The 23,852-nt window shown below is 63.9% G+C and carries 29 protein-coding genes; 13 read left to right on the top strand and 16 right to left on the bottom strand.

What is annotated here, in order from left to right:
* Nucleotide 1 precedes the first annotated feature (1 nt).
* The 3 genes from prpC to E8F06_RS02290 form a co-directional block, all read right to left on the bottom strand.
* Nucleotides 2–1,159, bottom strand: a complete 1,158-nt coding sequence (prpC, locus tag E8F06_RS02300; RefSeq protein ID WP_280363774.1) for a 2-methylcitrate synthase — start codon at nt 1,157–1,159, stop codon at nt 2–4.
* A gap of 83 nt (nt 1,160–1,242) precedes the next feature.
* Nucleotides 1,243–2,127 (bottom strand): methylisocitrate lyase, encoded by an 885-nt coding sequence (gene prpB / locus E8F06_RS02295; RefSeq protein ID WP_280363772.1) that lies wholly within the window; start codon nt 2,125–2,127, stop codon nt 1,243–1,245.
* Nucleotides 2,124–2,846 (bottom strand): GntR family transcriptional regulator, encoded by a 723-nt coding sequence (locus E8F06_RS02290; RefSeq protein WP_280363770.1) that lies wholly within the window; start codon nt 2,844–2,846, stop codon nt 2,124–2,126. The genes prpB and E8F06_RS02290 overlap by 4 nt, the downstream gene beginning before the upstream one ends.
* A gap of 304 nt (nt 2,847–3,150) precedes the next feature.
* Between E8F06_RS02290 and E8F06_RS02285 the strand changes: the two genes are divergently transcribed.
* Genes E8F06_RS02285 through E8F06_RS02275 form a run of 3 tightly spaced genes read left to right on the top strand, consistent with a single transcriptional unit; the run spans nt 3,151 to nt 6,209 of the window.
* Nucleotides 3,151–3,687, top strand: a complete 537-nt coding sequence (locus tag E8F06_RS02285) for an ATP-dependent zinc protease (RefSeq protein WP_280363767.1) — start codon at nt 3,151–3,153, stop codon at nt 3,685–3,687.
* A gap of 5 nt (nt 3,688–3,692) precedes the next feature.
* Nucleotides 3,693–5,219: an inactive transglutaminase family protein gene (locus E8F06_RS02280; RefSeq protein WP_280363765.1), complete on the top strand. Its 1,527-nt coding sequence runs from the start codon at nt 3,693–3,695 to the stop codon at nt 5,217–5,219.
* Between the two features lie 3 nt (nt 5,220–5,222).
* Nucleotides 5,223–6,209 (top strand): alpha-L-glutamate ligase-like protein, encoded by a 987-nt coding sequence (locus tag E8F06_RS02275; RefSeq protein WP_280363762.1) that lies wholly within the window; start codon nt 5,223–5,225, stop codon nt 6,207–6,209.
* Nucleotides 6,210–6,414: 205 nt separating this feature from the next.
* Here E8F06_RS02275 and speE read toward each other — a convergent pair whose 3' ends face one another.
* A complete protein-coding gene (gene speE, locus E8F06_RS02270; protein WP_280363761.1) occupies nt 6,415–7,275 on the bottom strand; it encodes a polyamine aminopropyltransferase in 861 nt (286 codons plus the stop codon).
* 206 nt (nt 7,276–7,481) lie between these two features.
* On the opposite strand from speE, the gene E8F06_RS02265 reads away from it, so the two are divergent.
* Together E8F06_RS02265 and E8F06_RS02260 are read left to right on the top strand one after the other, a co-directional pair.
* Nucleotides 7,482–8,342 (top strand): DNA-3-methyladenine glycosylase, encoded by an 861-nt coding sequence (locus E8F06_RS02265; protein ID WP_280363829.1) that lies wholly within the window; start codon nt 7,482–7,484, stop codon nt 8,340–8,342.
* 1 nt (nt 8,343) lies between these two features.
* The gene (locus tag E8F06_RS02260) at nt 8,344–8,844 is read left to right on the top strand and encodes a methylated-DNA--[protein]-cysteine S-methyltransferase (RefSeq protein ID WP_280363759.1); all 501 of its coding nucleotides are present in this window, start codon (nt 8,344–8,346) and stop codon (nt 8,842–8,844) included.
* Nucleotide 8,845: 1 nt separating this feature from the next.
* On the opposite strand, the gene E8F06_RS02255 is transcribed toward E8F06_RS02260, so the two are convergent.
* The 6 genes from E8F06_RS02255 to aroC all read right to left on the bottom strand — a co-directional run bounded on the left by E8F06_RS02255 (nt 8,846) and on the right by aroC (nt 13,864).
* Nucleotides 8,846–9,403 carry a histidine phosphatase family protein gene (locus E8F06_RS02255; protein WP_280363757.1) on the bottom strand — a complete coding sequence of 186 codons (558 nt, stop codon included), beginning with the start codon at nt 9,401–9,403 and terminating at the stop codon, nt 8,846–8,848.
* A gap of 183 nt (nt 9,404–9,586) precedes the next feature.
* Nucleotides 9,587–10,270 (bottom strand): acireductone synthase, encoded by a 684-nt coding sequence (gene mtnC, locus E8F06_RS02250; RefSeq protein WP_280363755.1) that lies wholly within the window; start codon nt 10,268–10,270, stop codon nt 9,587–9,589.
* A gap of 100 nt (nt 10,271–10,370) precedes the next feature.
* On the bottom strand, nt 10,371–10,916 hold the full coding sequence (locus tag E8F06_RS02245; protein ID WP_190832545.1) for an acireductone dioxygenase: 546 nt from the start codon (nt 10,914–10,916) through the stop codon (nt 10,371–10,373).
* Nucleotides 10,917–11,004: 88 nt separating this feature from the next.
* Nucleotides 11,005–11,619 (bottom strand): methylthioribulose 1-phosphate dehydratase, encoded by a 615-nt coding sequence (locus E8F06_RS02240; protein WP_280363748.1) that lies wholly within the window; start codon nt 11,617–11,619, stop codon nt 11,005–11,007.
* The gene (locus tag E8F06_RS02235; protein ID WP_280363745.1) at nt 11,616–12,776 is read right to left on the bottom strand and encodes an MFS transporter; all 1,161 of its coding nucleotides are present in this window, start codon (nt 12,774–12,776) and stop codon (nt 11,616–11,618) included. Before E8F06_RS02235 ends, E8F06_RS02240 begins: the two co-directional genes overlap by 4 nt.
* Nucleotides 12,773–13,864: a chorismate synthase gene (aroC, locus tag E8F06_RS02230; protein ID WP_280363742.1), complete on the bottom strand. Its 1,092-nt coding sequence runs from the start codon at nt 13,862–13,864 to the stop codon at nt 12,773–12,775. Before aroC ends, E8F06_RS02235 begins: the two co-directional genes overlap by 4 nt.
* A gap of 134 nt (nt 13,865–13,998) precedes the next feature.
* Between aroC and E8F06_RS02225 the strand changes: the two genes are divergently transcribed.
* Together E8F06_RS02225 and E8F06_RS02220 are read left to right on the top strand one after the other, a co-directional pair.
* Nucleotides 13,999–14,979, top strand: a complete 981-nt coding sequence (locus E8F06_RS02225) for an alpha/beta fold hydrolase (protein WP_280363740.1) — start codon at nt 13,999–14,001, stop codon at nt 14,977–14,979.
* A gap of 105 nt (nt 14,980–15,084) precedes the next feature.
* On the top strand, nt 15,085–15,864 hold the full coding sequence (locus E8F06_RS02220; RefSeq protein WP_280363738.1) for a hypothetical protein: 780 nt from the start codon (nt 15,085–15,087) through the stop codon (nt 15,862–15,864).
* A gap of 9 nt (nt 15,865–15,873) precedes the next feature.
* Here E8F06_RS02220 and prmB read toward each other — a convergent pair whose 3' ends face one another.
* Nucleotides 15,874–16,788, bottom strand: coding sequence for a 50S ribosomal protein L3 N(5)-glutamine methyltransferase (prmB, locus tag E8F06_RS02215; protein WP_280363736.1), 915 nt, complete (start codon nt 16,786–16,788; stop codon nt 15,874–15,876).
* 224 nt (nt 16,789–17,012) lie between these two features.
* Here prmB and E8F06_RS02210 point away from each other — a divergent pair, with 224 nt between their 5' ends.
* The 3 genes from E8F06_RS02210 (at nt 17,013) to E8F06_RS02200 (ending at nt 18,650) form a co-directional block, all read left to right on the top strand.
* The gene (locus tag E8F06_RS02210; protein WP_151135041.1) at nt 17,013–17,609 is read left to right on the top strand and encodes a cysteine hydrolase family protein; all 597 of its coding nucleotides are present in this window, start codon (nt 17,013–17,015) and stop codon (nt 17,607–17,609) included.
* A 97-nt stretch (nt 17,610–17,706) separates the two neighbouring features.
* Entirely contained in the window at nt 17,707–18,027 is a 321-nt protein-coding gene (locus E8F06_RS02205; protein WP_280363735.1) for a hypothetical protein, read from the top strand.
* A 50-nt stretch (nt 18,028–18,077) separates the two neighbouring features.
* Complete coding sequence (locus tag E8F06_RS02200) at nt 18,078–18,650, top strand: Smr/MutS family protein (RefSeq protein WP_280363733.1); 573 nt, start codon at nt 18,078–18,080, stop codon at nt 18,648–18,650.
* Between the two features lie 144 nt (nt 18,651–18,794).
* Here E8F06_RS02200 and E8F06_RS02195 read toward each other — a convergent pair whose 3' ends face one another.
* On the bottom strand, nt 18,795–19,349 hold the full coding sequence (locus tag E8F06_RS02195) for a carboxymuconolactone decarboxylase family protein (protein WP_280363730.1): 555 nt from the start codon (nt 19,347–19,349) through the stop codon (nt 18,795–18,797).
* A gap of 89 nt (nt 19,350–19,438) precedes the next feature.
* Between E8F06_RS02195 and E8F06_RS02190 the strand changes: the two genes are divergently transcribed.
* From E8F06_RS02190 to E8F06_RS02180, 3 genes are all read left to right on the top strand, one after another.
* Complete coding sequence (locus tag E8F06_RS02190) at nt 19,439–19,777, top strand: helix-turn-helix domain-containing protein (RefSeq protein WP_280363727.1); 339 nt, start codon at nt 19,439–19,441, stop codon at nt 19,775–19,777.
* An 83-nt stretch (nt 19,778–19,860) separates the two neighbouring features.
* Nucleotides 19,861–20,409, top strand: a complete 549-nt coding sequence (gene folE, locus E8F06_RS02185) for a GTP cyclohydrolase I FolE (protein WP_280363724.1) — start codon at nt 19,861–19,863, stop codon at nt 20,407–20,409.
* A gap of 182 nt (nt 20,410–20,591) precedes the next feature.
* Entirely contained in the window at nt 20,592–20,828 is a 237-nt protein-coding gene (locus E8F06_RS02180; RefSeq protein ID WP_280363721.1) for a hypothetical protein, read from the top strand.
* On the opposite strand, the gene E8F06_RS02175 is transcribed toward E8F06_RS02180, so the two are convergent.
* From E8F06_RS02175 to E8F06_RS02160, 4 genes are all read right to left on the bottom strand, one after another.
* Entirely contained in the window at nt 20,825–21,172 is a 348-nt protein-coding gene (locus E8F06_RS02175; RefSeq protein ID WP_280363719.1) for a GFA family protein, read from the bottom strand. The genes E8F06_RS02180 and E8F06_RS02175 overlap by 4 nt on opposite strands.
* 102 nt (nt 21,173–21,274) lie before the next feature.
* Nucleotides 21,275–21,736, bottom strand: a complete 462-nt coding sequence (locus E8F06_RS02170) for a bacteriohemerythrin (protein ID WP_280363717.1) — start codon at nt 21,734–21,736, stop codon at nt 21,275–21,277.
* Nucleotides 21,737–22,004: 268 nt separating this feature from the next.
* Complete coding sequence (locus tag E8F06_RS02165) at nt 22,005–22,607, bottom strand: glutathione S-transferase family protein (protein WP_190829756.1); 603 nt, start codon at nt 22,605–22,607, stop codon at nt 22,005–22,007.
* 20 nt (nt 22,608–22,627) lie between these two features.
* Nucleotides 22,628–23,794, bottom strand: a complete 1,167-nt coding sequence (locus E8F06_RS02160; RefSeq protein WP_280363712.1) for a PLP-dependent aminotransferase family protein — start codon at nt 23,792–23,794, stop codon at nt 22,628–22,630.
* Nucleotides 23,795–23,852 lie beyond the last annotated feature (58 nt).

Genomic DNA, 23,852 nt, shown 5'->3' with positions numbered 1-23,852 from the left:
ATTAGGCGCGATCCTTCAGGGGCACGAACTTGAGGTCTTCCGGGCCGACGTAGTTGGCGCTCGGGCGAATGATCTTGCCGTCGATGCGCTGCTCGATGACGTGGGAGGACCAGCCGGAGGTACGGGCGATCACGAACAGCGGGGTGAACATGGCGGTGGGCACGCCCATCATGTGGTAGCTCACGGCGCTGAACCAATCGAGGTTGGGGAACATCTTCTTGATTTCCCACATGGTCGATTCAAGGCGCTCGGCGATGTCGAACATCTTGGTGTTCTTCTGCTCGTCGGAGAGCTCGCGAGCCACTTCCTTGATCACCTTGTTACGCGGGTCGGACACGGTGTAGACCGGGTGGCCGAAGCCGATCACCACTTCCTTCTTCTCGACGCGGGCGCGGATGTCCGCTTCCGCCTCGTTCGGATTGTCGTAGCGCTTCTGGATCTCGAAGGCGACTTCGTTGGCGCCGCCATGCTTCGGCCCACGCAGCGCGCCGATGGCGCCGGTGATGCAGGAGTACATGTCGGAACCGGTGCCGGCGATCACGCGGGAGGTGAAGGTCGACGCGTTGAATTCGTGCTCGGCGTAGAGGATCAGCGAGGTGTGCATGGCGCGGACCCAGGAGTCACGCGGCTTCTCGCCGTGCAGCAGGTGCAGGAAGTGACCGCCAATGGAATCGTCGTCGGTCTCGACGTCGATGCGCTTGCCGTTGTGGCTGAAGTGGTACCAGTAGAGCAGCGCGGAGCCGAGGGAAGCCATCAGCTTGTCAGCGATGTCGCGGGCGCCCGGATGGTTGTGGTCATCCTTCTCCGGGGACAGGCAGCCCAGCACGGAAACGGCGGTACGCATCACGTCCATCGGGTGGGCGGACGGCGGCAGTTGTTCCAGGGCAGCCTTGACGCCGGCCGGCAGGCCACGCAGGGCCTTCAGCTTGGCCTTGTAGCCGGCCAGTTCGGCGACGTTCGGCAGCTTGCCATGCACCAGCAGGTGGGCGATTTCCTCGAATTCGCAGGAGGTGGCGAAGTCGAGAATGTCATAGCCGCGGTAGTGCAGGTCGTTACCGGTGCGGCCAACGGTGCACAGGGCGGTGTTGCCGGCGGCGGTGCCACTCAGGGCCACGGACTTCTTCGGTTTGAAGGCGGTGGTGTTTTCGGTAGCGCTCATCGCGTGATTCTCCTCATTTCAATCCGGTTGCTTCGGTCTTGTTTTTACGCAGGCCGCCCTTCTGCAGAGCGGCCTGCGTCCGGTCATTTCTTGGCGGCGAACAGGGCGTCGAGCTTCTGTTCGAAGGCGTGGTAGCCGATGCGGTCGTACAGTTCCGCGCGGGTCTGCATCAGATCGATGACTTCTTTCTGGTGGCCATCGCGGCGAACGGCGGTGTAGACAGCCTCAGCAGCCTTGTTGGCGGCGCGGAAGGCCGACAGCGGGTACAGCTGGATGGCTACGCCGACCGAAGCCAGCTCGTCGCGGGAGAACAGCGGGGTGGCGCCGAATTCGGTGATGTTGGCCAGGATCGGCACGTTCAGCGCGTCGACGAAGCGCTTGTAGGTCGGCAGGTCGTAGGCAGCTTCGGCGAAGATGGCGTCGGCGCCGGCTTCGACGTAGCGCTGGCAGCGCTCGATGGCAGCGTCCACACCTTCAGCCTGGATGGCGTCGGTACGGGCGATCAGGAAGAAGTTCGGATCGGTCTTGGCATCGGCAGCGGCCTTGACGCGGTCAGCCATCTCTTCGGTGGAGACGATTTCCTTGCCCGGACGATGGCCGCAGCGCTTGGCGCCGACCTGGTCTTCGATGTGGGCGGCAGCGGCGCCGGCCTTGATCAGGTTCTTGACGGTGCGCTCGATGTTGAAGGCGCTCGGACCGAAACCGGTGTCGATGTCCACCAGCAGCGGCAGGTCGCACACGTCGGTGATACGGCGTACGTCGGTGAGCACGTCGTCCAGAGTGTTGATGCCCAGGTCCGGCAGGCCCAGCGAGCCGGCGGCGACACCGCCACCGGACAGGTAGATGGCCTTGAAACCGGCACGCTTGGCCAGCAGCGCGTGGTTGGCGTTGATCGCGCCGATGACCTGCAGCGGACTTTCCTCGGCAATGGCGTCGCGGAAGCGCTGGCCGGCAGTTTTCTGAGTCATGACTCACCTCGTGTTTTGGACGGGTTGGCGAGCGCTTCCTGGTAGTGGCGCTCGATATTGCGCTTGGAGGCACCGATGTGACGGCGCATCAGCAACTCGGCCAGTTCGCCGTCTCGGTCGGCGATGGCATCGAGAATCCGGTGGTGTTCGTTGAAGGCCTGGCGCGGCCGATTCGGAACGGTGGAGAACTGCAGGCGGTACATGCGCACCAGCTGGTACAGCTCGCCGCAGAGCATCTTGGTCAGGGTCTGGTTGCCGCTGCCCTGGATGATCCGGTAGTGAAAGTCGAAGTCGCCTTCCTGCTGGTAGTAGCCACGACCGGCCTGGAAGGCCTCGTCGCGCTCGTGGGTATCCAGCACCAGGCGCAATTCGTCGATCTCGGCCTGGCTCATGCGCTCGGCGGCCAGGCGGCAGGCCATGCCCTCGAGGGATTCGCGAATTTCGTAGAGCTCGATCAGCTCGGCATGGTTGAGGGATACGACCCGCGCGCCGACGTGGGGGACGCGCACCAGCAGCCGCTGCCCTTCCAGGCGATGGATAGCCTCGCGCAGCGGGCCACGGCTGATGCCGTAGGTGCGCGCCAGCTCGGGCTCGGAAATCTTGCTGCCGGGGGCGATGTCGCCACGCACGATGGCCGTCTGGATGCGGCGGAAGACGCTTTCGGCCAGGGTTTCCGAGTCCAGCTGTTCGGTGACGGTGCTTTCGGGGGTGTCCAGCATGATTGTCGACACATTCTTGTTTGGTGGCGCAAAACTACTGCCATACAAGCAAGCCTGTCAAACACCATTCGACTAATTGTCGACAATCCGTCTAATTCCAAAAAATTCATCTACAGCGTCACGCTCCGGTCACCTGCGTCATAAGCGTCTGTCGCGCCGGAAAATCCGCGTGTTAGAATGCGCGCCGCCAGCGCCAGTCTGGGCGCCAATGACTTGCCTGCTAGACTCCCAGACCAGGCGCCGCAGCCAAGATGGCCGTGGGCCGGGCTCCTGGACCGATGACCGCGTTACGCTCAAAGGACTTATGACACTCAAGCCCTTCGCCCCGATTGCCTGCCTGCTCGCCCTCCCCGGCCTTGGCTTCGCTACCGAGAAGACCGTCTACGGCCTTAACGAATACGCCAAGCTGAAAGGCCTCGACCTGGAAGTCGCAGCCAAACTCGACACCGGCGCCAAGACCGCTTCCCTCAGTGCCCGCGACATCAAGCGCTTCAAGAAGGATGGCGAAGCCTGGGTGCGTTTCTATCTCGCCATCGACGATGCTCACGAACATCCGATCGAGCGCCCGCTGGCGCGGATCAGCAAGATCAAACGCCGCGCCGGGGACTACAACCCCGATGAAGGCAAGACCTACACCGCACGCCCGGTCATCGAACTGGAGGTGTGCATGGGCAAGGCCCTGCGGCAGATCGAAGTGAACCTCACCGACCGCAGTGCTTTCCAATACCCGCTTCTGATCGGTTCCGAGGCGCTCAAGCGCTTCGATGCACTGGTCGACCCGAGCCTTAAATACGCTGCCGGCAAACCCGGCTGTGCCACCGACGCAAACTCTGACGAGTAACCCACATGCGCTCTCTTACCCTGCATCTGAAAGTCCTGATCACCCTGTTGGTGAGCCTGGGCGTTCTGATAACGGCCTACCAGATCTTCATCCAGGGCATCCCGATCACCGAGGATGCGACCGACGACCTCTGGAACATCGACGCCAAAGTCGAGTTCCAGGCGAATCCACGCGACCCGGTCAAGGTCCAGATGTTCGTTCCGCCGCTGAACCGGGACTACGTCAGCCTCAACGAGAGCTTCATCTCCAACAACTACGGCGTGAGCATCAATCGCGTGGATGGCAACCGCAAGGTGACCTGGTCCGCGCGTCGCGCCAGTGGCAACCAGACCCTCTATTACCGCCTGGTGCTGACCAAGCGCTATAGCGGCGAGAAGCCCAAGGACAAGGGTCCGATCTTCCGCGACAGCATCCCGGTGGAAGGCCCCGAGAAGATCGCCGCCGAAGCCCTGCTGGCCCCCATCCGCCAGCACTCGGCCGACGTCGAGACCTTCATCAGCGAGACCATCAAACGGGTCAACAACCTGAACGATGACAACGTCAAGCTGCTGCTGGCCGGCGACACCAGCACCCCGAACAAGGCCAAGGCCATCGAGCTGCTGCTGTCCATCGCCCACGTGCCGATGGAACGCGTGCACACCATTCGCCTGATGAGCGAGCAGGCCCAGAACCCCGAGCTCTGGCTGCGCAGCTTCAACGGCGAAAACTGGCTGTACTTCAACCCGGACAACGGCGAGCAGGGCCTGCCCAGCGACCGTCTGATCTGGTGGACCGGTGACGACAACCTGATCAATGTCGACGGCGGCAAGAAGGTCCAGGTGACCTTCAGCATGAACAACAGCGAAATGAACGCCATTCGCCTGGCCAAGCTGACCGACGAGAACACCGACGCCGACTTCCTCGAGTACTCGCTCTACGGCCTGCCGCTGCAGACCCAACAGACCTACCAGATTATGATCATGATCCCGATCGGTGTGCTGGTGATTCTGATCCTGCGTAACCTCGGCGGCCTGCAGACCCTGGGTACCTTCACCCCAGTGCTGATCGCCCTCGCCTTCCGCGAAACCCAGCTGGGCTTCGGCATCGTGCTGTTCACCATCATCACGGCGCTCGGCCTGTCGCTACGGTCGTACCTTGAGCACTTGAAGCTACAGATGTTGCCAAGGCTCTCGGTGGTGCTGACCTTCGTGGTGGTGCTGATTGCGGTCATCAGCCTGCTGAGCCACAAGCTCGGCCTGGAGCGCGGCCTGTCCGTGGCCCTGTTCCCGATGGTGATCCTGACCATGACCATCGAACGCCTGTCCATCACCTGGGAAGAGCGCGGCGGTGGCCATGCCTTCAAGGTAGCCATTGGCACCCTGGTCGCGGCCACCCTGGCGCACCTGCTGATGACCGTGCCGGAGCTGACCTACTTCATCTTCACCTTCCCGGCAGTACTGCTGATCATGGTGGGCTTCATGCTGGCGATGGGTCGCTACCGCGGCTACCGCCTGACCGAGCTCTTCCGCTTCAAAGCCTTCCTGAAGGACTGAGCCATGTTCGGCCTGCTCAAGACGTGGAAAGCCCTCGAAGCCAAAGGCATCATGGGCATCAATCGGCGAAACGCGGACTACGTGCTGAAGTACAACAAACGGCACCTGTACCCGATCGTCGACGACAAGATCATCACCAAGCAGCGCGCCATCGAGGCGGGAATCCACGTACCCGAGATGTACGGGATCATTTCCACCGAGAAGGAAATCGAGAAGCTCAACGACATCATCGGCGAGCGTAACGACTTCGTGATCAAGCCGGCGCAGGGCGCCGGTGGCGACGGCATCCTCGTGATCGCCGACCGCTTCGAAGGCCGCTACAAGACGGTATCCGGCAAGATCATCAGCCACGACGAAATCGAGCACCAGATTTCCTCGATCCTCACCGGCCTCTACTCCCTCGGCGGGCACCGCGACCGCGCGCTGATCGAGTACCGCGTGACCCCGGACCAGATCTTCAAGAGCATCAGCTACGAAGGCGTGCCGGACATCCGCATCATCGTGCTGATGGGCTACCCGGTGATGGCCATGCTGCGCCTGCCGACCCGGCAGTCCAACGGCAAGGCCAACCTCCACCAGGGCGCTATCGGCGTCGGCGTGGACCTGGCCACCGGCGTCACCCTGCGCGGTACCTGGCTGAACAACAAGATCGCCAAGCACCCGGACACCACCAACGCGGTGGACGGCGTGCAGCTGCCGAACTGGGACGGCTTCATGAAGCTGGCGGCCGGTTGCTACGAGCTGTGCGGCCTGGGCTACATCGGTGTCGACATGGTGCTGGACCAGGACAAGGGCCCGTTGATCCTCGAGCTCAACGCCCGACCCGGCCTGAACATCCAGATCGCCAACGACTGCGGCCTGACCCACCGCGCCCACGCCGTCGAGGCCCGCCTCGAAGAGCTGAAGGCCAAGGGTATCCAGGAAACCCCGGAAGAACGCGTGCGCTTCTCCCAGGAGCTCTTCGGCCATGTGCGGCCGACGGAGATCTGATCCACCGCTCCAAAAGAAAAGCCCGGCTAATTGCCGGGCTTTTTCGTTTGAGCCTGGGCCACCGGCTCCGCCTATGAAACCGACCTTCCTGTAGGAGCGAGCTTGCTCGCGAAAGGATCGTGCACGGGCTGTTCGCGAGCAAGCTCGCTCCTACAAGTGCAAAAAAAGGGGCCTTTCGGCCCCTTCTTCATTTACCCGTGCAATCTCAATCGTTGCTGGGCTTGTTGATGGCGTGCAGCACGTACTGCGGCAGAGCGAAGGCGCCAACGTGGATTTCCGGGTTGTAGTAACGAGTCACGATGCCGGTACCGGCGTAGCGCTGGCGCAGGGTTTCCAGCGGCAGCTTGCGCATTTCCGGATCGGTGGCGCCCCAGGCGAAGGTCATGGAGCCGCCGATGTAGGTCGGCACGGCTGCCTGGTAGAAGTGCCAGTCGGCGAACAGGCTGTCCATGCGACCGGCCGTGGTCTGCACTTCACCGAGCTGCATGAAGGGCGTGCCGTTCTGGGTCACCAGCACGCCGCCATCATTCAGGCAGCGGCGGCAGGCCTGGTAGAAGTTCTCGGAGAACAGCACCTCGCCCGGACCGATCGGGTCGGTGGAGTCGGAGATGATCACGTCGAACTTCTCCTCGGTGGTGGCGACGAAGCGCATGCCGTCGTCGATCACCAGGTTCAGGCGCGGGTCTTCGTAAGCACCCTTGGAGTGGTTCGGCAGGAATTCCTTGCACATCTCGACGACAGTGCCATCGATTTCGACCATGGTGATGCGCTCGATATCACGATGCTTGCGCACTTCACGCAGCATGCCGCCATCGCCACCGCCGATGATTAGCACGCTCTTCACCGCGCCGTGGGCGAGGATCGGAACGTGGGTCAGCATCTCGTGATAGATGAACTCGTCCGCCTCGGTGGTCTGGATCACGCCGTCCAGCGCCATCACACGCCCCATACGCGCGTTCTCGAAGATCACCAGGTGCTGGTGCTCGGTGCGCACTTCGTGCAGCAGCTTGTCCATGCGGAAGCGCTGGCCGTATCCGTCGTAGAGAGTTTCCTGGTAATCGCTCATGGGTTGTCTCCCCTGCTGGCTGTATTCGCGGACGGTGCACCGCCCCATGAAAAGGCGCGCATTCTACGATGGCTTCGATGACAGGTCGAACCGCAGCGGGCGAATTTGAAAGTCAGTTTTGCAGAGACGACACGGCGCCAGGAGAATATCGTCGCACCATGACCACAAACGCTCCCTCGACTGATTCCCGCGAGCCCATCGAGCCCATGCGCCTTGAATACTTCGAGCCCTGGAGCTGGAAGCAGTTCCAGCAACATTTCGCCCTGCGCCGCCTGCCCGGTGTCGAGCAGCTGACCGACGACAGCTACTGCCGCAGCTTCCGCCTCGGCGAGCGTACTGGCTGGTTTCGCCTGCGGCCTTCACAAGGCGCCCTGGAACTCGAACTGAGCCCGGCAGCCAGAGATCTCGCCCCACGTCTGGCGCCACGCATCCGGCAAATGTTCGACCTGGACAGCGACCCCGCCACCATCGCGCGACACCTCGGACGCGATCCGTTGCTGCAGGGCCTGCTGGCGCGCTATCCGGGCCTGCGCCTGCCGGTGGCCTTCGACCCGTTCGAACAAGGGGTGCGCACCATCATCGGCCAGCAGGTGACGGTAAAGGCCGCGGTGACCATTGCCGGACGCCTGGTGGAACGACTGGGCGACCCGCTGGAAGATGCCGAAGGCGACGGTCCACAACGACTATTCCCCACACCCCGGGCCATCGCCGACGATCCGCTGCCCGGCATCGGCATGCCCGGCAAACGTGTCGACACTTTGCGCCGCTTTGCCCAGGCGGTCGCGGACGGAAGCCTGGAACTGAGCCTGACGGCAGGCGTCGAAGCCCTGATCGAACGTCTCTGCGCCCAGCGCGGCATCGGCCGCTGGACCGCCGAATACATCGCCCTGCGCGCCTTCGGCCAGCCGGACGCCTTCCCCGCCGCTGACCTCGGCCTGCTCAAGTCGCCGCTCTGGGGACCGGAGGGCATCAGCGCCCGGGAACTGACCAGCCGCGCCGAACAGTGGCGACCGTGGCGCGCCTATGCCGCCGTCTATCTCTGGCAGAGCTATGCCGAGGACAACTGACATGTATTTCCGCTTTCACGACAGCCCCACCGGTTCCCTGCTGCTTGCGGGCGACGATGCGGGCCTGCAGATGCTCTACATGGACACCGAGCGACGCGGATACCCTAATGCCGACTGGCAGCCGGCCGACCGCCAGTTCGACGAAGCCTGCCGGCAACTGGACCGCTACTTCGAAGGCCGCCTGAAGCGCTTCGACCTGTCTCTCGCGCCCCGCGGCACGCCCTTCCAGCAGCAGGTCTGGCAGGCCCTGCTGGAGATTCCCTACGGGCACACCACCAGCTACAGCGAACTGGCCGAACGCATTGGCAATCCGAAGTCGGTGCGGGCGGTGGGCACGGCCAATGGCGCCAACCCCATTTCCATCATCATTCCCTGCCATCGGGTGATCGGCCGCGACGGCAGCCTGACGGGCTATGCCGGCGGCCTGGCGCGAAAGGCGCTACTGCTGAAACTGGAAGGCGTGAAGCTGCAGCCGGAGCAGGATCAGTTGCTGCTGATCTGACTCAGGGCTGACGGATGCGCGCCAGCACCTTCGGCGGCTCCGCCAGCGGCAACTCGATGATCAACCCTTCCCCGTTCTTAGGCTCCACCCCGGTCAGCGCCTTGATGTTCACCTGGTGGCTGACCATCACCACGGGCCGGTCCTTGGGCACCTTGTCGATGGCCTTGCGCAGCTCCACGATCTGCGCCGCCTGACTTTCCGGATCGCGGAAGAAAGAATCCAGCGCCGACAGGGTTTCCACGGCCCCCAACCCCATCTCCTGAGCGGTGTCCTGGGCGCGGCACCAGTTGCTGGTATAGAGGCGTGGCTGATCCACCTTGCGTCGCACCAGCAGCTTGCCCCAGCGCCGCGCTTCCTGACGGCCCCGGTCGCTGAGATTGCGCTGGGTGCTGCAATCTCCCAGGCGGAATCCTTCCGGATCACCGGTGCCCGGGGCAGTGGTATGGCGCAGCAGGAGGAAGGCCTTGCCGTCGCGCAGGGCCTGCCATGCCGACTTCTGGTCGGCGGCCACCGGCAATGCCAGCAGCGCGATGAGCGTCAGGATGACGAAACGGGTCATGGCCAGGTCGCCAATGGCGGAACCCGGCCACAGGCGATCCCGAACAGGTCCGGATCAGGACAAGCCGCGGCGACGCAGAGGCAGGAACCCATGGGGGACGCTCCCGGATGGATGCAGTCACCCCAAGGATAGATCGACCGACGGCGGCCTTCCTCGCGTCCCGTCAGACGATTTCAGGCAGCGTCAGAATCGCGCCAGATCGATCACCGCGAAGCTGGCCACAGTCTCGTGGCCTTCCAGCACACCGCCCTCGCGCGCCAGGCCGATGGTCTGCATGCCCGCCTCGAGCGCAGCGTCCAGCTCCTGGACCACATCGGACAGGAAGAGGATCTGCTCGCCGGGCAGACCAATGGCCGCGGCGATCTGCCGGTACGATGCCGCCTCGCGCTTGGGCCCGGTAGTGGTATCGAAGTAGCCGGAGAACAGCGGAGTCAGGTCACCCGCTTCGGAGCAGCCGAAAATCAGCTTCTGTGCCTGGATCGAACCGGAGGAGTAGACATAGAGGTCGTAGCCGTCCTGTTTCCAACGGCGCAGCGCCTCCACCGCATCCGGGTAGACATGGCCCTTGAGCTGGCCGGCGCGGTAGCCCTGCTCCCAGACCATCCCCTGGAGTGCTTTCAGCGGCGTAGCCTTGCGGTCTTCGGCGATCCAGCCCAGGAGAATCTCCACCACCCGCTCAGGGCTGGCCCCGGCTTCGCCGCTTTCCGCGCGCACCGCGTCGATCTGCTGCACCACTGCCGGCTCATCGGCGTGGGTCAGGACAAACTCGGGCAGGTGACGCGCAGCGAAGGGGAAGAGGACGTCGAAGACGAAGCTCACCGCGCTGGTGGTGCCTTCGATGTCGGTGAGGATGGCCTTGATGGGCATTGGGAAACTCCAGGTGAATCGAATGTTGCCGTCGCAGGAGCCGGCTTGCTGGCGAAATCACAACGTTTCGCGAGCAAGCTCGCTCCTACCGAGGCCGGGATCAGTCTTCCAGTTGCGGGAAGCGCTTGGCGATCTCGTCGCCGGTGAAATTAGCGACCCAGCCTTCCGGGTTGTTGAACAGGCGAATGGCCACGAAATGCGGGTGCTCACCCATGTCGAACCAGTGACGGGTGCCAGCCGGCACGGAGATCAAGTCGTTCTTCTCGCAGAGCACCGCATAGACGTAGTCGTCGATATGCAGGGTGAACAGGCCACGGCCGGCGACGAAGAAGCGCACTTCGTCCTCGCCATGGCGGTGCTCGTCGAGGAACTTGGCGCGCAGTTCGGCCTTCTGCGGGTGGTCGCTGTTCAGACTGACCACGTCGACAGTCACATAGCCTTGCTCGCGCATCAGCCGGTCGATCTGTGGGCGGTAGGCAGTGATCACCTCATCCTGGCTGGCACCCGGGGCGATGGGGGCCGAAGCCTCCCAACGCTCGAAGCGCACACCAACGGACGCCAGGGTGGAGGCAATGTCGTCCAGGTGGGTCAGGACCTTGTTCGGCAGGTCCGGGCTGGATTCGTGGTAGACGGTCAGGCTGCTCATCTGGGTACTCCTTGCGGGCCTCCTCCCGGCTCTTTGGGCGGGTCGGACGGCGCCGTTGTCAGTCAGGCACCTTCGTGGGAAGGAAGCATCAGCGTCGGGTGATCGAGAGGGTCTTCAGCTCGCACTCGAAAAGGAATTCGAAGGCCTCGACCTGGCGCAGGACGTCGCTCATGCGCGGCCCCCAAGTATAGAGGCCGTGACCACGGATCAGGTATCCGACGCAGTCCGGATGCTCGTCCAGCCAGGGTTGCACCTTGGTGGCCAGACGGGCGATGTCCTGGTCGTTGTCGAAGATCGGCACCAGCACCTGCGATTCATGGGTAGTGATGCCGCTGAAGGCCTTCTGCAGTTCGTAGTCGGCGAACACCAGGGAGTCGGCCAGGGTCAGCCGCGACAGCACCGTGGCGTTCACCGAGTGCGTATGCAGCACCGCGCCGATCTCCGGCTTCCAGCGGTAGAGCTGGGTGTGCAGCAGGGTTTCCGCCGAAGGCTTCTTGCCCGGCTCCAGGCTGTTGCCGTCCATGTCGGTGGCCAGCACGTCGTCCGGGCCGAGTTGGCCCTTGTGCTTGCCGGATACGGTCAGCAGCGCCTCACTGGCGGAGAGCCGCGTCGAATAGTTGCTGCTGGTGGCCGGCGACCAGCCGCGGCCGTACAGGAAGCGGCCTGCGTCGATGATTTCCTGGGCGAGTTGTTGGCGATTCATGCCCGCTCCTCCTGCAATCGGGTGGCAATGATAACGGCTGCGGCAAGTGCCGCGAGACTGGCGATGACGTAGGTCCAGAGCGGCCCAAGGCTGCTCCAGCTGTAGCCCGAGTAAAGGGCGCCGAGAGCGCCGCCGGTACCGGCCAGGGCTGCGTAGAGCGCCTGGCCCTGACCTTGCTGGCGTGCTCCGAACCGACGTTGCACGAAATGGATGGCGGCTGCGTGAAAGCTGCCGAATGTGGCGGCGTGCAGCACCTGGGCGAACAGCAGGACCGGCAGCTGGTCGGCGAAATTACCCAGCAGCAGCCAGCGCAGTGCCGCGATCAGGAAGCTGGCCAGCAGCACCACTCGCACCGAATAGCGCGCGAGGATGCGCGCCATCACGATGAACAGCAGTACCTCGGCCACCACGCCCAGGGCCCAGAGCTGGCCGATCAGGCTGCGCGAATAGCCGAGCGATTCCAGGTAGATGGTCTGGAAGCTGTAGTAGGGCCCATGGGACAGCTGCATCAGCCCTACACATATATAGAAGGCCCGCACGCCCGGCTGGCGCAACTGGGCCAGGAAACCACCCTGCCCCGCCGCATCCGGTCGGGCCTGGGGCGTCGCGTTGGGCACCCAGAAGCTGCTGAGGACGATGCCGCCCATGATGAACACCAGCGCCCAGGGATAGAGGTCCAGGCTGAACAGCTCGAACAGCTTGCCCAGGCCGATCACCGTGAGGATGAAGCCGATGGAACCCCACAGCCGCACCTGGCTATAGCGCGCCGCCTGCTCCCGCAGGTGCGCCAGGGTAATCACCTCGAACTGCGGCAGCACCGCATGCCAGAAGAAGGCGTGCAGCGCCATGATCAGCGCCAGCCAGGCATAGCTGTGGCTGACGAAAATCAACGAGAAGGTCAGCAGGGTGCAGAAAGCGCCGAAGCGCACGATGTCCAGCCGCCGGCCACTGCGATCGCCCAGCCAGCCCCAGAGATTGGGTGCAACGCAACGCATCAGCATGGGGATGGCCAGCAGTTCGCCGATGCGCGCACTGGAGAAGCCCAGGTTCGCGAAGTACAGGCCCAGGAAGGGCGCCGTGGCGCCCAGCAGGGAAAAGTAGAAGAGATAGAAACTGGACAGCCGCCAATAGGGCAGCGCGTTCGCGCCGCCCGTCACAGCTGGCCGAGCACCGGGGTTTCCACCCGCACGTCGGCATTCTGCGCGCGGTGGCGCAGCAGGTGGTCCATCAGCACGATGGCCATCATGGCTTCGGCAATCGGCGTGGCGCGGATGCCCACGCAAGGGTCATGGCGGCCTTTGGTGATCACCTCCACCGGGTTGCCGTTGATGTCGATGGAACGGCCGGGGGTGGTGATGCTGGAGGTGGGTTTGAGCGCCAGGTTGGCGACGATCGGCTGGCCCGAGGAGATGCCACCGAGGATGCCGCCGGCGTTGTTGCTGAGGAAGCCTTCCGGCGTCAGCTCGTCGCGGTGCTCGGTGCCACGCTGGGAGACGCTGTCGAAGCCGGCGCCGATTTCCACGCCCTTCACCGCGTTGATGCTCATCAGCGCATGGGCCAGTTCGGCGTCCAGGCGGTCGAAGATCGGCTCACCCAGGCCCGGCGGCACGCCTTCGGCAACCACGGTGATCTTGGCGCCCACCGAATCCTGGTCGCGACGCAGCTGGTCCATGTAGGCCTCCAGCTCGGGCACCTTGTCCGGATCAGGACTGAAGAAAGCGTTCTGCTCCACCGAATCCCAGGTCTTGAAGGGAATCTCGATGGGACCGAGCTGGCTCATGTAGCCACGCACGGTGATGCCCTGGGTGGCCAGGAATTTCTTGGCGATGGCGCCGGCGGCCACGCGCATGGCGGTTTCCCGCGCCGAAGAACGGCCGCCGCCACGGTAGTCGCGGATGCCGTACTTGTGGTGGTAGGTGTAGTCGGCGTGGGCCGGGCGGAACAGGTCCTTGATCGCCGAGTAGTCCTTGGACTTCTGGTCGGTGTTGCGGATCAGCAGGCCGATGGCGCAACCAGTGGTCTTGCCTTCGAAGACGCCGGAGAGGATTTCCACCTCGTCGGCTTCCTGGCGCTGGGTGGTATGGCGGCTGGTGCCCGGTTTGCGGCGGTCGAGGTCACGCTGCAGGTCCTCAAGGGACAGTTCCAGCCCCGGCGGGCAGCCGTCGACTATGGCGACCAGCGCCGGACCATGGCTTTCGCCAGCGGTGGTGACGGTGAACAGCTTGCCGTAGGTGTTGCCGGACATGCACAGTGCTCCGCAGAAATTGGCCTCGATTCGAAGGTCGAGCAGTATACCCGCGGCGCCTGGCCAGTTCACCCCTCGAACCTTGTGCCAGCACCCGCGTCCAACCCGCCACTCCAGACACCGACCCCGTCCCGATGCTGCGACTATTTCTCCTCCTACTCCCCCTCCTCGCCGGCCTGGCCCAGGCTGCCCCCCAGAGCGTGCTGCAACGCCCGGTCGAACTGGACACCGGCAACGGCATCCTGCGCGGCACCCTGCTGCGGCCGAAGACCGACCAGCCCGTGCCGGTGGCGCTGATCATCGCCGGCTCCGGCCCCACCGACCGCGACGGCAATAACCCCATCGGCGGGCGCAACGACAGCCTGAAGAAACTCGCCCAACTGCTGGCACGCAATGGCATTGCCAGCGTGCGCTACGACAAGCGCGGCATTGCTGCCAGTCGCGATGCCGGAACCGACGAACGCCAGCTGAGCATCGAGCTTTACACCCGCGACGCAGCGGCCTGGGGGCAGTCCCTCAAGCAGGATCCGCGCTTCTCGAAGCTCATCCTGATTGGCCACAGCGAGGGTGCACTGATCGCCAGCCTGGCGGCGGATGCGGCTGGCGCCGATGCGTTGATCAGCATTTCCGGCAGTGCCCGCCCCATCGACCAACTGTTGCGCGACCAGTTGCAGAGCCGTCTGACACCGCCCCTGCTGACCCAGAGCGAAGCACTGCTGGCCAGCCTGCGTGCCGGCCAGCAGGTGGCCGAAGTGCCCCAGCCGCTAGAGGCGCTATTCCGCCCCAGCGTGCAGCCCTACCTGATCTCCCTGTTCCGCCAGGACCCGGCGCAGGCATTCGGCCGGCTGCGGATTCCGGCGCTGATCCTGCAGGGCAGCAGCGATATCCAGGTCAGTGTGAGCGATGCCGAGCAGCTCAAGGTCGCCCGCCCCGACGCCGAACTGGTGATCGTCGAAGGCATGAACCACATGCTGCGCATCGTGCCCATGGACATGGAGCAGCAGCTGGCGTCCTATCGCAATCCGCAGCTGCCCCTGGCGCAGGAACTGGGCACGCACATCCTGGCGTTTATCAAGGGGCTGCCCGACTCCAGAAATGCGGGAATCGGCCGATAAGACGAACGGTTCTGTAGGAAATCTGGCCTGGCGTAGGCAATTGCGTACAGAATCTGGACTGACGTACCAGATACGTCGTCACAGGCTCCTACAAGGTACTTCCCCATGACCGAAAGCCCAGCCGAACAGCAGAGCGCCGAAGAGGCCGTGCCCCAGCCCCATCCATGGGCGGAGCTGGTCGCCGAGCACTTCGACCTCCTGCGCCTCGCGCCCCTGCCCATTGACCGCCATACCGGGGCACGGCCACTGCGTTTCGTCGAACTGGGTCGCGTGGAGCGCCACAACAGCGAGCAGAGCATGCTGCGCCTGAGCATCGGTTTGCCCGGGCAAAAGGTGCGCAAGGAACAGAATCTGCTGGAGGTCTGGGCCGACCATCGCAACAAGGAAGTCCGCTTCGGTCCGGACAGCGGTCTTAACCTGGAACCACAGAACCGCGGCCTGGGTCGCTTCCTGCTGGCCCAGGGCATTGCCTGGGCCAGGCAACGCTGGGCGCACTATCGGGTAGAAGGTGGCGCCCTGCCCGCCAAGGACGCCCTGGACAACGAAACCCGCCTGCGCCGCGACCACGTGCTCAAAGCACAGGGTTTCGAAGTGACCTACCTGGACAACGTTCAGCTGAAAGCCACCTACGGCGCCGGCCGGGTCAGCGAACTGCACGGTGACTGGCACCGCGAGAAGGTGCAGATCCTCGGGTTGCAGGAAGTCGCCGCCATGCTCGAACAGGCCGACCAGAACCTGCAGAGGCAGGACGTGGAGATTCGCAAACTGGAAGAGCGCATCGCCATCTACAAACGCGAAGACGGCGGCCTGCGCTTCACCATCGCCTGCCTGGTGGCCTTTGCGGTATTCCAGGCCGGCCTACTGATCTGGATTACTACCCGCTGATCCGACGGGTCAGGGAATCAGCCGCGAGCGGAACAGCGCCTGGTGCTGGCGGCACTGGTTGGCGCTGAGCATGAACACGCCGTGGCCGCCATGCTCGAAGTCCAGCCAGAGGAAATCCACCTCCGGATAAAGCGCTTCCACGTGAACCTGGCTGTTCCCCACTTCCACGATCAGCAGGCCCTTCTCAGTGAGATGGTCCGCCGCTTCGGCCAGCATTCGCCGCACCAGGTCGAGGCCGTCATTGCCGCAGGCCAGACCCAGTTCGGGTTCGTGGTGGTACTCCACCGGCATGTCGGCGAAGTCTTCCTCATCCACGTAGGGCGGGTTGGACACGATGAGGTCGAAGCGCTGTCCCGGCAGGCCGTCGAAGCCGTCGCCCTGCACCGTGTAGACGCGGTCTTCCAGGCCGTGGCGCTCGATGTTCAGGTTGGCCACTTCCAGGGCGTCGAAGGAGAGGTCGCCAAGCACCACCTCGGCTTCGGGGAACACGTGGGCACAGGCGATACCGATGCAGCCCGAGCCGGTGCAGAGGTCGAGCACCCGCGCCGGGTCCTGGGGCAACCAGGGGGAGAACTGCTGCTGGATCAGTTCGGAAATGGGTGAACGCGGCACCAGCACCCGCTCATCCACCACGAAGGGCATGCCACAGAACCAGGCCTCGCCCAGCAAGTAGGCCACCGGCACACGTTCTTCGATGCGGCGGCGCAGCAGTTCACGCAGGTGCGCGCACTCTTCCTCTTCCAGACGGCAATCCAGGTAGCTGTCGGCAATCTCATAGGGCAGGTGCAGCGCGCCCAGCACCAACTGACGGGCCTCATCCCAGGCGTTATCGGTGCCGTGACCGAAGAACAGGTTTTCGGCATGGAAACGGCTGACAGCCCAGCGGATGTGGTCACGCAGGGTGCGCAGGCGGGATTCGGACACGGCAGCTACCTCAGAAAACGGGCCGCAGATTCTACCACCCCTGTCGCTCAGGGGCAGCCCGCAGCGGCCGACGAACGGCCTCCCCGACGCTGCACCCGATCCCCTCCAGCAAGCCGCATGACAACTGAAGACCGACAATCGCGAGGCAACTGGACCTTGGTCCATGGTTCACTTATTCCGTCGCAGGGCGGACAATGGTGGCCATGTCGTACCTGGAGATTCGCATGTCCGCTCCCAAATCCATGTTCCAGCTCAGTGGCCGCGGCTATCCGCCGGCCAATCTGAACAATGCCACCCTGGTGATCGTCGACGCCCAGGAAGAGTACCGCAGCGGTGTTCTCGCCCTGCCCGGCCTCGATGCCGCCCTTGGCGAAATCGCCAGCCTCCTTGCTGCCGCCCGCGCCATGGGCAGCGCGATCGTCCACGTGAAACACCTCGGCGTCCCCGGCGGCATCTTCGACCCCCGCGGCGAACGCGGCGAGCACCTGCCCGAAGCCGCGCCCCTGCCGGGCGAGATCGTGGTGGAGAAGCGCCTGCCCAACGCCTTCGCCGGCACAGACCTGCATGACCGCCTGCAAGCCATTGGCCACCTGGACCTGATCGTCTGCGGCTTCATGACCCATTCCAGCATCAGCACCACGGTCCGCGCCGCCAAGGACTATGGTTATCGCTGCACGCTGGTGAGCGCTGCCTGCGCGACCCGCGACCTGCCGACCGTCGATGGCGGCGTCATCAGCGCGGAAGAAATGCACCGAGTCGAGGTGATCGCCCTGGCCGATAACTTCGCCAGCGTGGTGCCGCAGGCCAAGGCGCTCATCTAAAGACGCGCCGTACATCCCGCGACATCCGCGACGGGGTTGGCCGGAACCACCGCCAGAAGGCGCCGGTCATACCCCGATCAAGCAAGAGGACGTGCGGATGAAGTTATCCGATGGTTTCGATGCCCGCCGCCTGCGCCCCCGAGGCCCGGGCAGCTGGCGCTGGCGTTTCGCAGCGGCACTGGCCGCACTGCTCGCCGGCTTCGGCGTGCTGCTGGCAATGGCCGGCGCCGCCACCCTCCTGGGCCGCCCACCTGCCCTCGGCCCCCTCAACGACAGCACCGGCGCTGCCATCGTGCTGCTGCTCTTCGGCCTGCTCTTTCTCTGGATCGGCGTACTCGGCTGGCGCCTCTGCCGACGACGTTCCAGGCGCCGCAACGGCCTCAGCATGTCCCCGCACCTGATGAAGAAACGCGACTGAGCCTGGCGCCGGGCATTTGGGTACACTAGCCGCCCTTCGCGGAGGCCTGTATGCAAGACGACGCCCACAACGACGAAAATTTTTCCCTGTTCACCGAGCAGATGCGCGGTGTGAAGCGTATCCATGACGATCGCGCAGACACCGGCAAGCCCAGGATCGACAACCGCCAGCTCGCCAACCGTCGGCAGAACGCCACGGTCACGCAAACGAACATCAAGGTGGATGGCCTGTCCGACCAGTTCGTCATCGACGTGGGTGCGGAGGACGAACTCTACTGGGCTCGCGACGGTGTGCAGGAAGGCCAGATGCGCAAACTCAAGCAGGGCCAGATCGGCTTCGAGGGCAGCCTCGACCTGCACGGCATGACGGTGGAAAAAGCCCGCGAAACCCTTTGGGACTTCATCGCCGAAGCCACCCGCTTCGAAGTGCGCTGCGTGCGTGTCACCCACGGTAAGGCGGCACGCCTGGACGGCAAGCGTCCGCTGATCAAGAGCCACGTCAACACCTGGCTGCGCCAGCATCCGCAGGTACTCGGCTTCACCTCCTGCATGCCGAAGCACGGCGGCACCGGCGCCGTCTATGTGATGCTGCGCCGGACCATGCTCGAAGGTCGCGACGAGTAACCAAGGATCTGCTGCGCGTCGGCGATGCTGCGTTAAAAACAGCCTCGGAATGCTCATTTACAGTCGTAAACTCGTGTGCGAGCCCAGTCCGCTTCCTCGGCAGTTTTTGCCTTGCCTCGCTCTAGCTCGCGAGATCCTCGATCCTCACTGGTCCACTAGCGGGAACCTCGGCGCAAAATTCTCCAGTGCCACCCGCAGGCCTTTCACCAGGAAAGACACTGCGTGATAGAAGCCCGCCAGCATCACGCACTCCACCAGTTGCTCCTCACTGAAGTACCCGCGCAGGCGCTGCCACAGGTCGTCGTCGATATCCGCCTGCTCATGCAGGGCATCGGCCATGGCCAGCAATACCAACTCCGACTCATCCCAAATCCCAGCATCCACCGGCACCCGGCAGGTGTCGGCCAGTTGGGCCGGGCTGAACCCCGCTTTGGCGTTGAACGCCGCCACATGCACGCCCCATTCGTACTCGGCGCCGCAACGGGCGGTGCTGCGCAGGATCAGCAGTTCTCGTTCACGCAGGCTGATGCTTCCGCGATCCAGCAGCCCGCCGGCCATCATCCGCTGCAGCACGCGCGGATTGCGCGCGACGCAGCGGAACAGCAGCAGGGGCGGTGCGCCTGACATCACCCGGTCGAAGGCGGCCTGGATGTCCGGATCGTAGGGGGCCTCGACGGGCTGGATGCGAGGTTCGTTCATGGCGGTACTCCTGTTGGACTGATACGCTACCGAAAACGTAGCACTCAGAATCAAGACTTGCTACTAAATTAGAAGCAACAGGAACGACCATGACCACACCCCTTCCCGGCCAACCGGTTCGCGGTTCCACCAGCGGGCGGCCGATCATGGCGCTGCTCGACCTCCTCGGCCGACGCTGGAGCCTGCGTATCCTCTGGGAACTGCACCAGGGACCGGCGACCTTTCGCGACTTGCAGGCGCGCTGCGAAGGCCTGTCACCCTCGGTTCTCAACACCCGCCTGGGAGAATTACGTCAGGCGCTGCTGGTGGAAAACGGCGAGGCGGGCTATGAGCTGACGGCGGACGGCAAAGAACTGGCGCTGCACTGCCTGCCGCTGGCGGAATGGGCCGAGCATTGGGCCAGCCGTCTGCCCGCGCCCGAAAAATGACTCACGCTGGCGCATGGCGCCCTTGCCAGCCGCCCCTTCGCGCCCTACCCTGCGCCTTTGCGTAAACCCCCACAGGAATTTCCATGTCCCTGGAACAGAATTACACCGCGATCCTCGGCCAGCTCGGCGAGGATGTCTCCCGCGAAGGCCTGCTCGATACTCCGAAGCGTGCCGCCAAGGCGATGCAGTACCTCTGCCGCGGCTATCAGCAGACGCTGGAAGAAGTCACCAACGGCGCCCTGTTCAGCTCCGACAACAGCGAAATGGTGCTGGTGAAGAACATCGAGCTGTACTCGCTCTGCGAGCACCACCTGCTGCCGTTCATCGGCAAGGCCCACGTGGCCTACATCCCCAACGGCAAGGTGCTGGGCCTGTCCAAGGTGGCGCGCATCGTCGACATGTACGCCCGCCGCCTGCAGATTCAGGAAAACCTCAGCCGCCAGATCGCTGAAGCCATCCAGCAGGTCACTGGCGCCCTGGGCGTCGCAGTGGTCATCGAAGCCCAGCACATGTGCATGATGATGCGCGGCGTGGAGAAGCAGAATTCCTCCATGGTCACTTCGGTGATGCTCGGCGAATTCCGCGAAAACGCCGCCACCCGTAGCGAATTCCTCAGCCTGATCAACAACTGAGTTTCGCTACCCCCGAAAAAGCCGGCGCAAGCCGGCTTTTTTGTTTCCGCTCGGCGCAGAGGCCAATCCGGGATTGGCCCCGGTGTATTCCGGGCGATTGGCTATCGGATTGTCACGATGGCGCGCGCAAGCTGGCATCTCCAAACATTCCCCGGCTCACGCCTCTCGGAAGGAGATGGACCATGTCGACCACAACGCCCTGCACAATCCTGATCCACGCACAGCACCGGAGCGCGAGAAAGCTGCAACAGCATCTGCACCTCCTGGTCGCGCGCTTCGGTGGCCAGCTGGAACAGCCCGATGCCGGCCTTTGGGTGCTGGCTGCCTGCCCCTGGCAAGGGCACGAAGCCGAAGCCGGCGAGGCGCTCGGCAGGCTGTTCGACAGCGGCCTGGTCAGCGGCCTGAGCTTCGCCGACTAGAAACTCCGCCCGTCCACCTTCACCACCTTGAGACCGTCCAGGGGCACGTCCTCCAGGCAGCGCACGTTCACCGCGGCCACGGCCTTTCCCTTCGGATCGGTGGCCTCGCCGAAGGGCGCGCAGCCGCAATTGGCGCAGAAGTGGTGGGCGATATGCATGCGATTGAAGCGATAGGTGGAAAGATCGGACTCGGGCGTGGCGAGCTTGAGCTGCTCGCGCGGGACGAACCAGAGCAGGTAACCGCGCCGGCTGCACAACGAGCAGTTGCACTCCATGACCTGCTCCAGGGTGCCTTCCACTTCGAAGGCGATCTTCCCGCAGTGGCAGCTGCCTCGATATTTCATGGTCGACACTCCCGGAAACGCCTGTTGGCAGGCTGGAGCGTCCAACTTAGTACAGGGCCGGTAGGTCCGCCATGAATGCCGAAAAGAGGCCGCAACAAGCACTCAAGCGAAGAAGCGTCTCATCGAGCGCGATAGCCAGCCGCCGCTGCTGTCATCCCGAGTCAACTGCTGCATGTTGGCCTTGACCGCTTCGACGTAGTTGGCGTCGTCGTTGCGGATGTGATTGAACAGCCAGCGACCGAGCAGATCCTTGAGTTCGTCGGCCACATCATCACCAGCCTGATGACGTGTGCGGAACACGTTCACTCGCCGGATGAACAGTTCGTGGACCTTCTTGTGGGCCCGGCTGAACTGGTAACCGGCATCTTCCAGCAGGGTTTCTTCGAAGGCGAAGTGCGACAACGTGTAGTCGACTACTTCCTCGATCACCCGGGCGACAGCCGCCTTGTCCATCTGCAACTGGGCGGCATGCAAGTCGTTGATCATCTCGACGATGCGCTTGTGCTGGCCATCGATGACCTCGATGCCGGTGTCCAGATCACTTTCCCACTCGAGATACGCCACTTGCTCTCCTCACCGCGCCGCCCGGCATTGTCTGAAATTTCGAAACGGCCGGTAGGCTAGTGGCTGACAGCGGGGAAAATCTTGATTCCAATCAATAAGATGAGAACAACCTGCAGCCAGGTCGTGAACAGTATTGCGGCTCACCGCGAGCGGTTCCCGGACCTTGAACACCGGACAGCCCGGAGCAACTGATTTCCGCCTGGCGCTCGCTGTCTGCCAGAGACGAAAAAGCCGGCTTGCGCCGGCTTTTTTCGTGAATCAGAGAACCTCAGCCGAACATGCCCACATGGCGCGGGTGGCTGGCCACTCGGTCCAGCCAGGCGAGGATCGCCGGGTAGCCGGAGAGGTCGAATCCGCCTTCGTGGGCCACATGGGTGTAGGCGTAGAGGGCGATATCAGCGATGGAGTACTGGTCGCCCACCAGGTACGGCGTGCGCTGCAGCTGCTTCTCCATCACCTTCAGTGCCTTGTTCCCACGCACCTGGCAGACCTTGTACTCCTCCAGGCGATCTTCCGGCATGCCCTGGTACAGCTGGATGAATCGCGCCACTGCGACATAGGGCTCGTGGCTGTACTGCTCGAAGAACTGCCACTGCAGTACCTGGGTACGCAGGCGCGGCTCGGCGGGCAGCAGGTCGGTGCCTTCGGCGAGGAAATTCAGGATGGCGTTGGACTCCCACAGGGTCGTGCCATCTTCCAGCTCCAGTACCGGGATCTTGCCGTTGGGGTTCTTCTCCAGGAATTCGGCGCTCTGGGTCTCACCCTTGAGAATGTCCACCGGAATCCACTGATACGGCTGGCCGAGCAGGTTGAGGATCAGCTTGACCTTGTAGCAGTTGCCGGATTTGTAGTCGCCATAAACCTTGTACATCGCTACTCCCTCCCCGGTGGTCAGGCAGCTTCCGCTGCCTGGGCTTGACGGATGACACCCGCGAGCCGCTTCAGGCCTTCGCCCAGCCGCTCGGGTGCTACGTGGCTGAAGTTCAGGCGCAGGTGGCCCGGGTGCTGGTCCGGATCGATGAAGAAAGGTTCGCCCGGCATGAAGGCGACATTCTGCTCCAGCGCCGGCTTGAGCAGCGTGCGGGTGTCCAGCGGCTGCTTCAGGGTCAGCCAGAAGAACAGCCCGCCCTGGGGGATTTCCCAGGTGGCCAGCTCGCCGAAGTGCTCTTCCAGCGCCGCCTGCATGGAATCACGGCGCACGCGGTAAAAGTCACGCAGCTCGGCCAGGTGCTGACGGTACTGCTCGGTACCGAACCACTGCAGCGCCTGCCACTGGCCGATGCGGTTGGTGTGCAGGTCGGCGGACTGCTTCAGGCGCAGCAGGTGCGGGAAGAGATCCGGTGTGGCGATCAGGAAGCCCACGCGCAGGCCCGGCAGCAGGGTCTTGGACACGGTACCGGTGTAGATCCAGCTGGCCTTCTTCAGACGGCTGACGATGGGAGTGGCGGCGCCTTCATCGAACACCAGCTCGCGATAGGGCTCGTCTTCAATCAGGGTGACGCCGAACTCGTCCAGCAACGCGGCGACCGCATCGCGCTTGGCCTCGCTGTAGCGGGTGCCGGACGGATTCTGGAAAGTCGGGATCAGGTAGGCAAAGGACGGCTTGTGCTGCTGCAGGCGCTGGCGCAGAGCCGCGATCTCGGGGCCGTCGGCTTCCTGGGGGACGGCGATGCAATCGGCGCCGAACAGCTGGAACGCCTGCAGGGCCGCCAGGTAGGTCGGGGCCTCCAGCAGTACTTCGGTGCCCGGATCGATGAACAGCTTGGAGGCCAGGTCCAGGGTCTGCTGGGAGCCGCTGACGATCAGCACCTGGCTCGCTTCGCAGGGCACGCCGAGGGCTCGCGCTTCGGCGGCAATGGCTTCACGCAGCGCCGGCTCGCCTTCGCTCATGCCGTACTGGCCCATGCTGGCCGGCATCTCGTCCCAATCCACCTTCGGCAGCATCGGCTCGGCCGGCAGGCCTCCAGCGAAGGACATCACTTCCGGACGCTGGGCGGCTGCAAGGATTTCGCGGATCAGGGAGCTTTTCAGGCGGGCGATGCGTTCGGAGAAGGCCATGGATTGTCACCGGGTGCGGAAGCGAGGAAATTAAGTCAAACTGCTTGACCGAAACTAC

This window comes from Pseudomonas sp. BN411 (assembly GCF_029871235.1).
Lineage (GTDB): Bacteria > Pseudomonadota > Gammaproteobacteria > Pseudomonadales > Pseudomonadaceae > Metapseudomonas.
The sequence above is the reverse complement of the archived record's forward strand: the minus strand, read 5'-3'. Positions and strand labels throughout refer to the sequence as shown.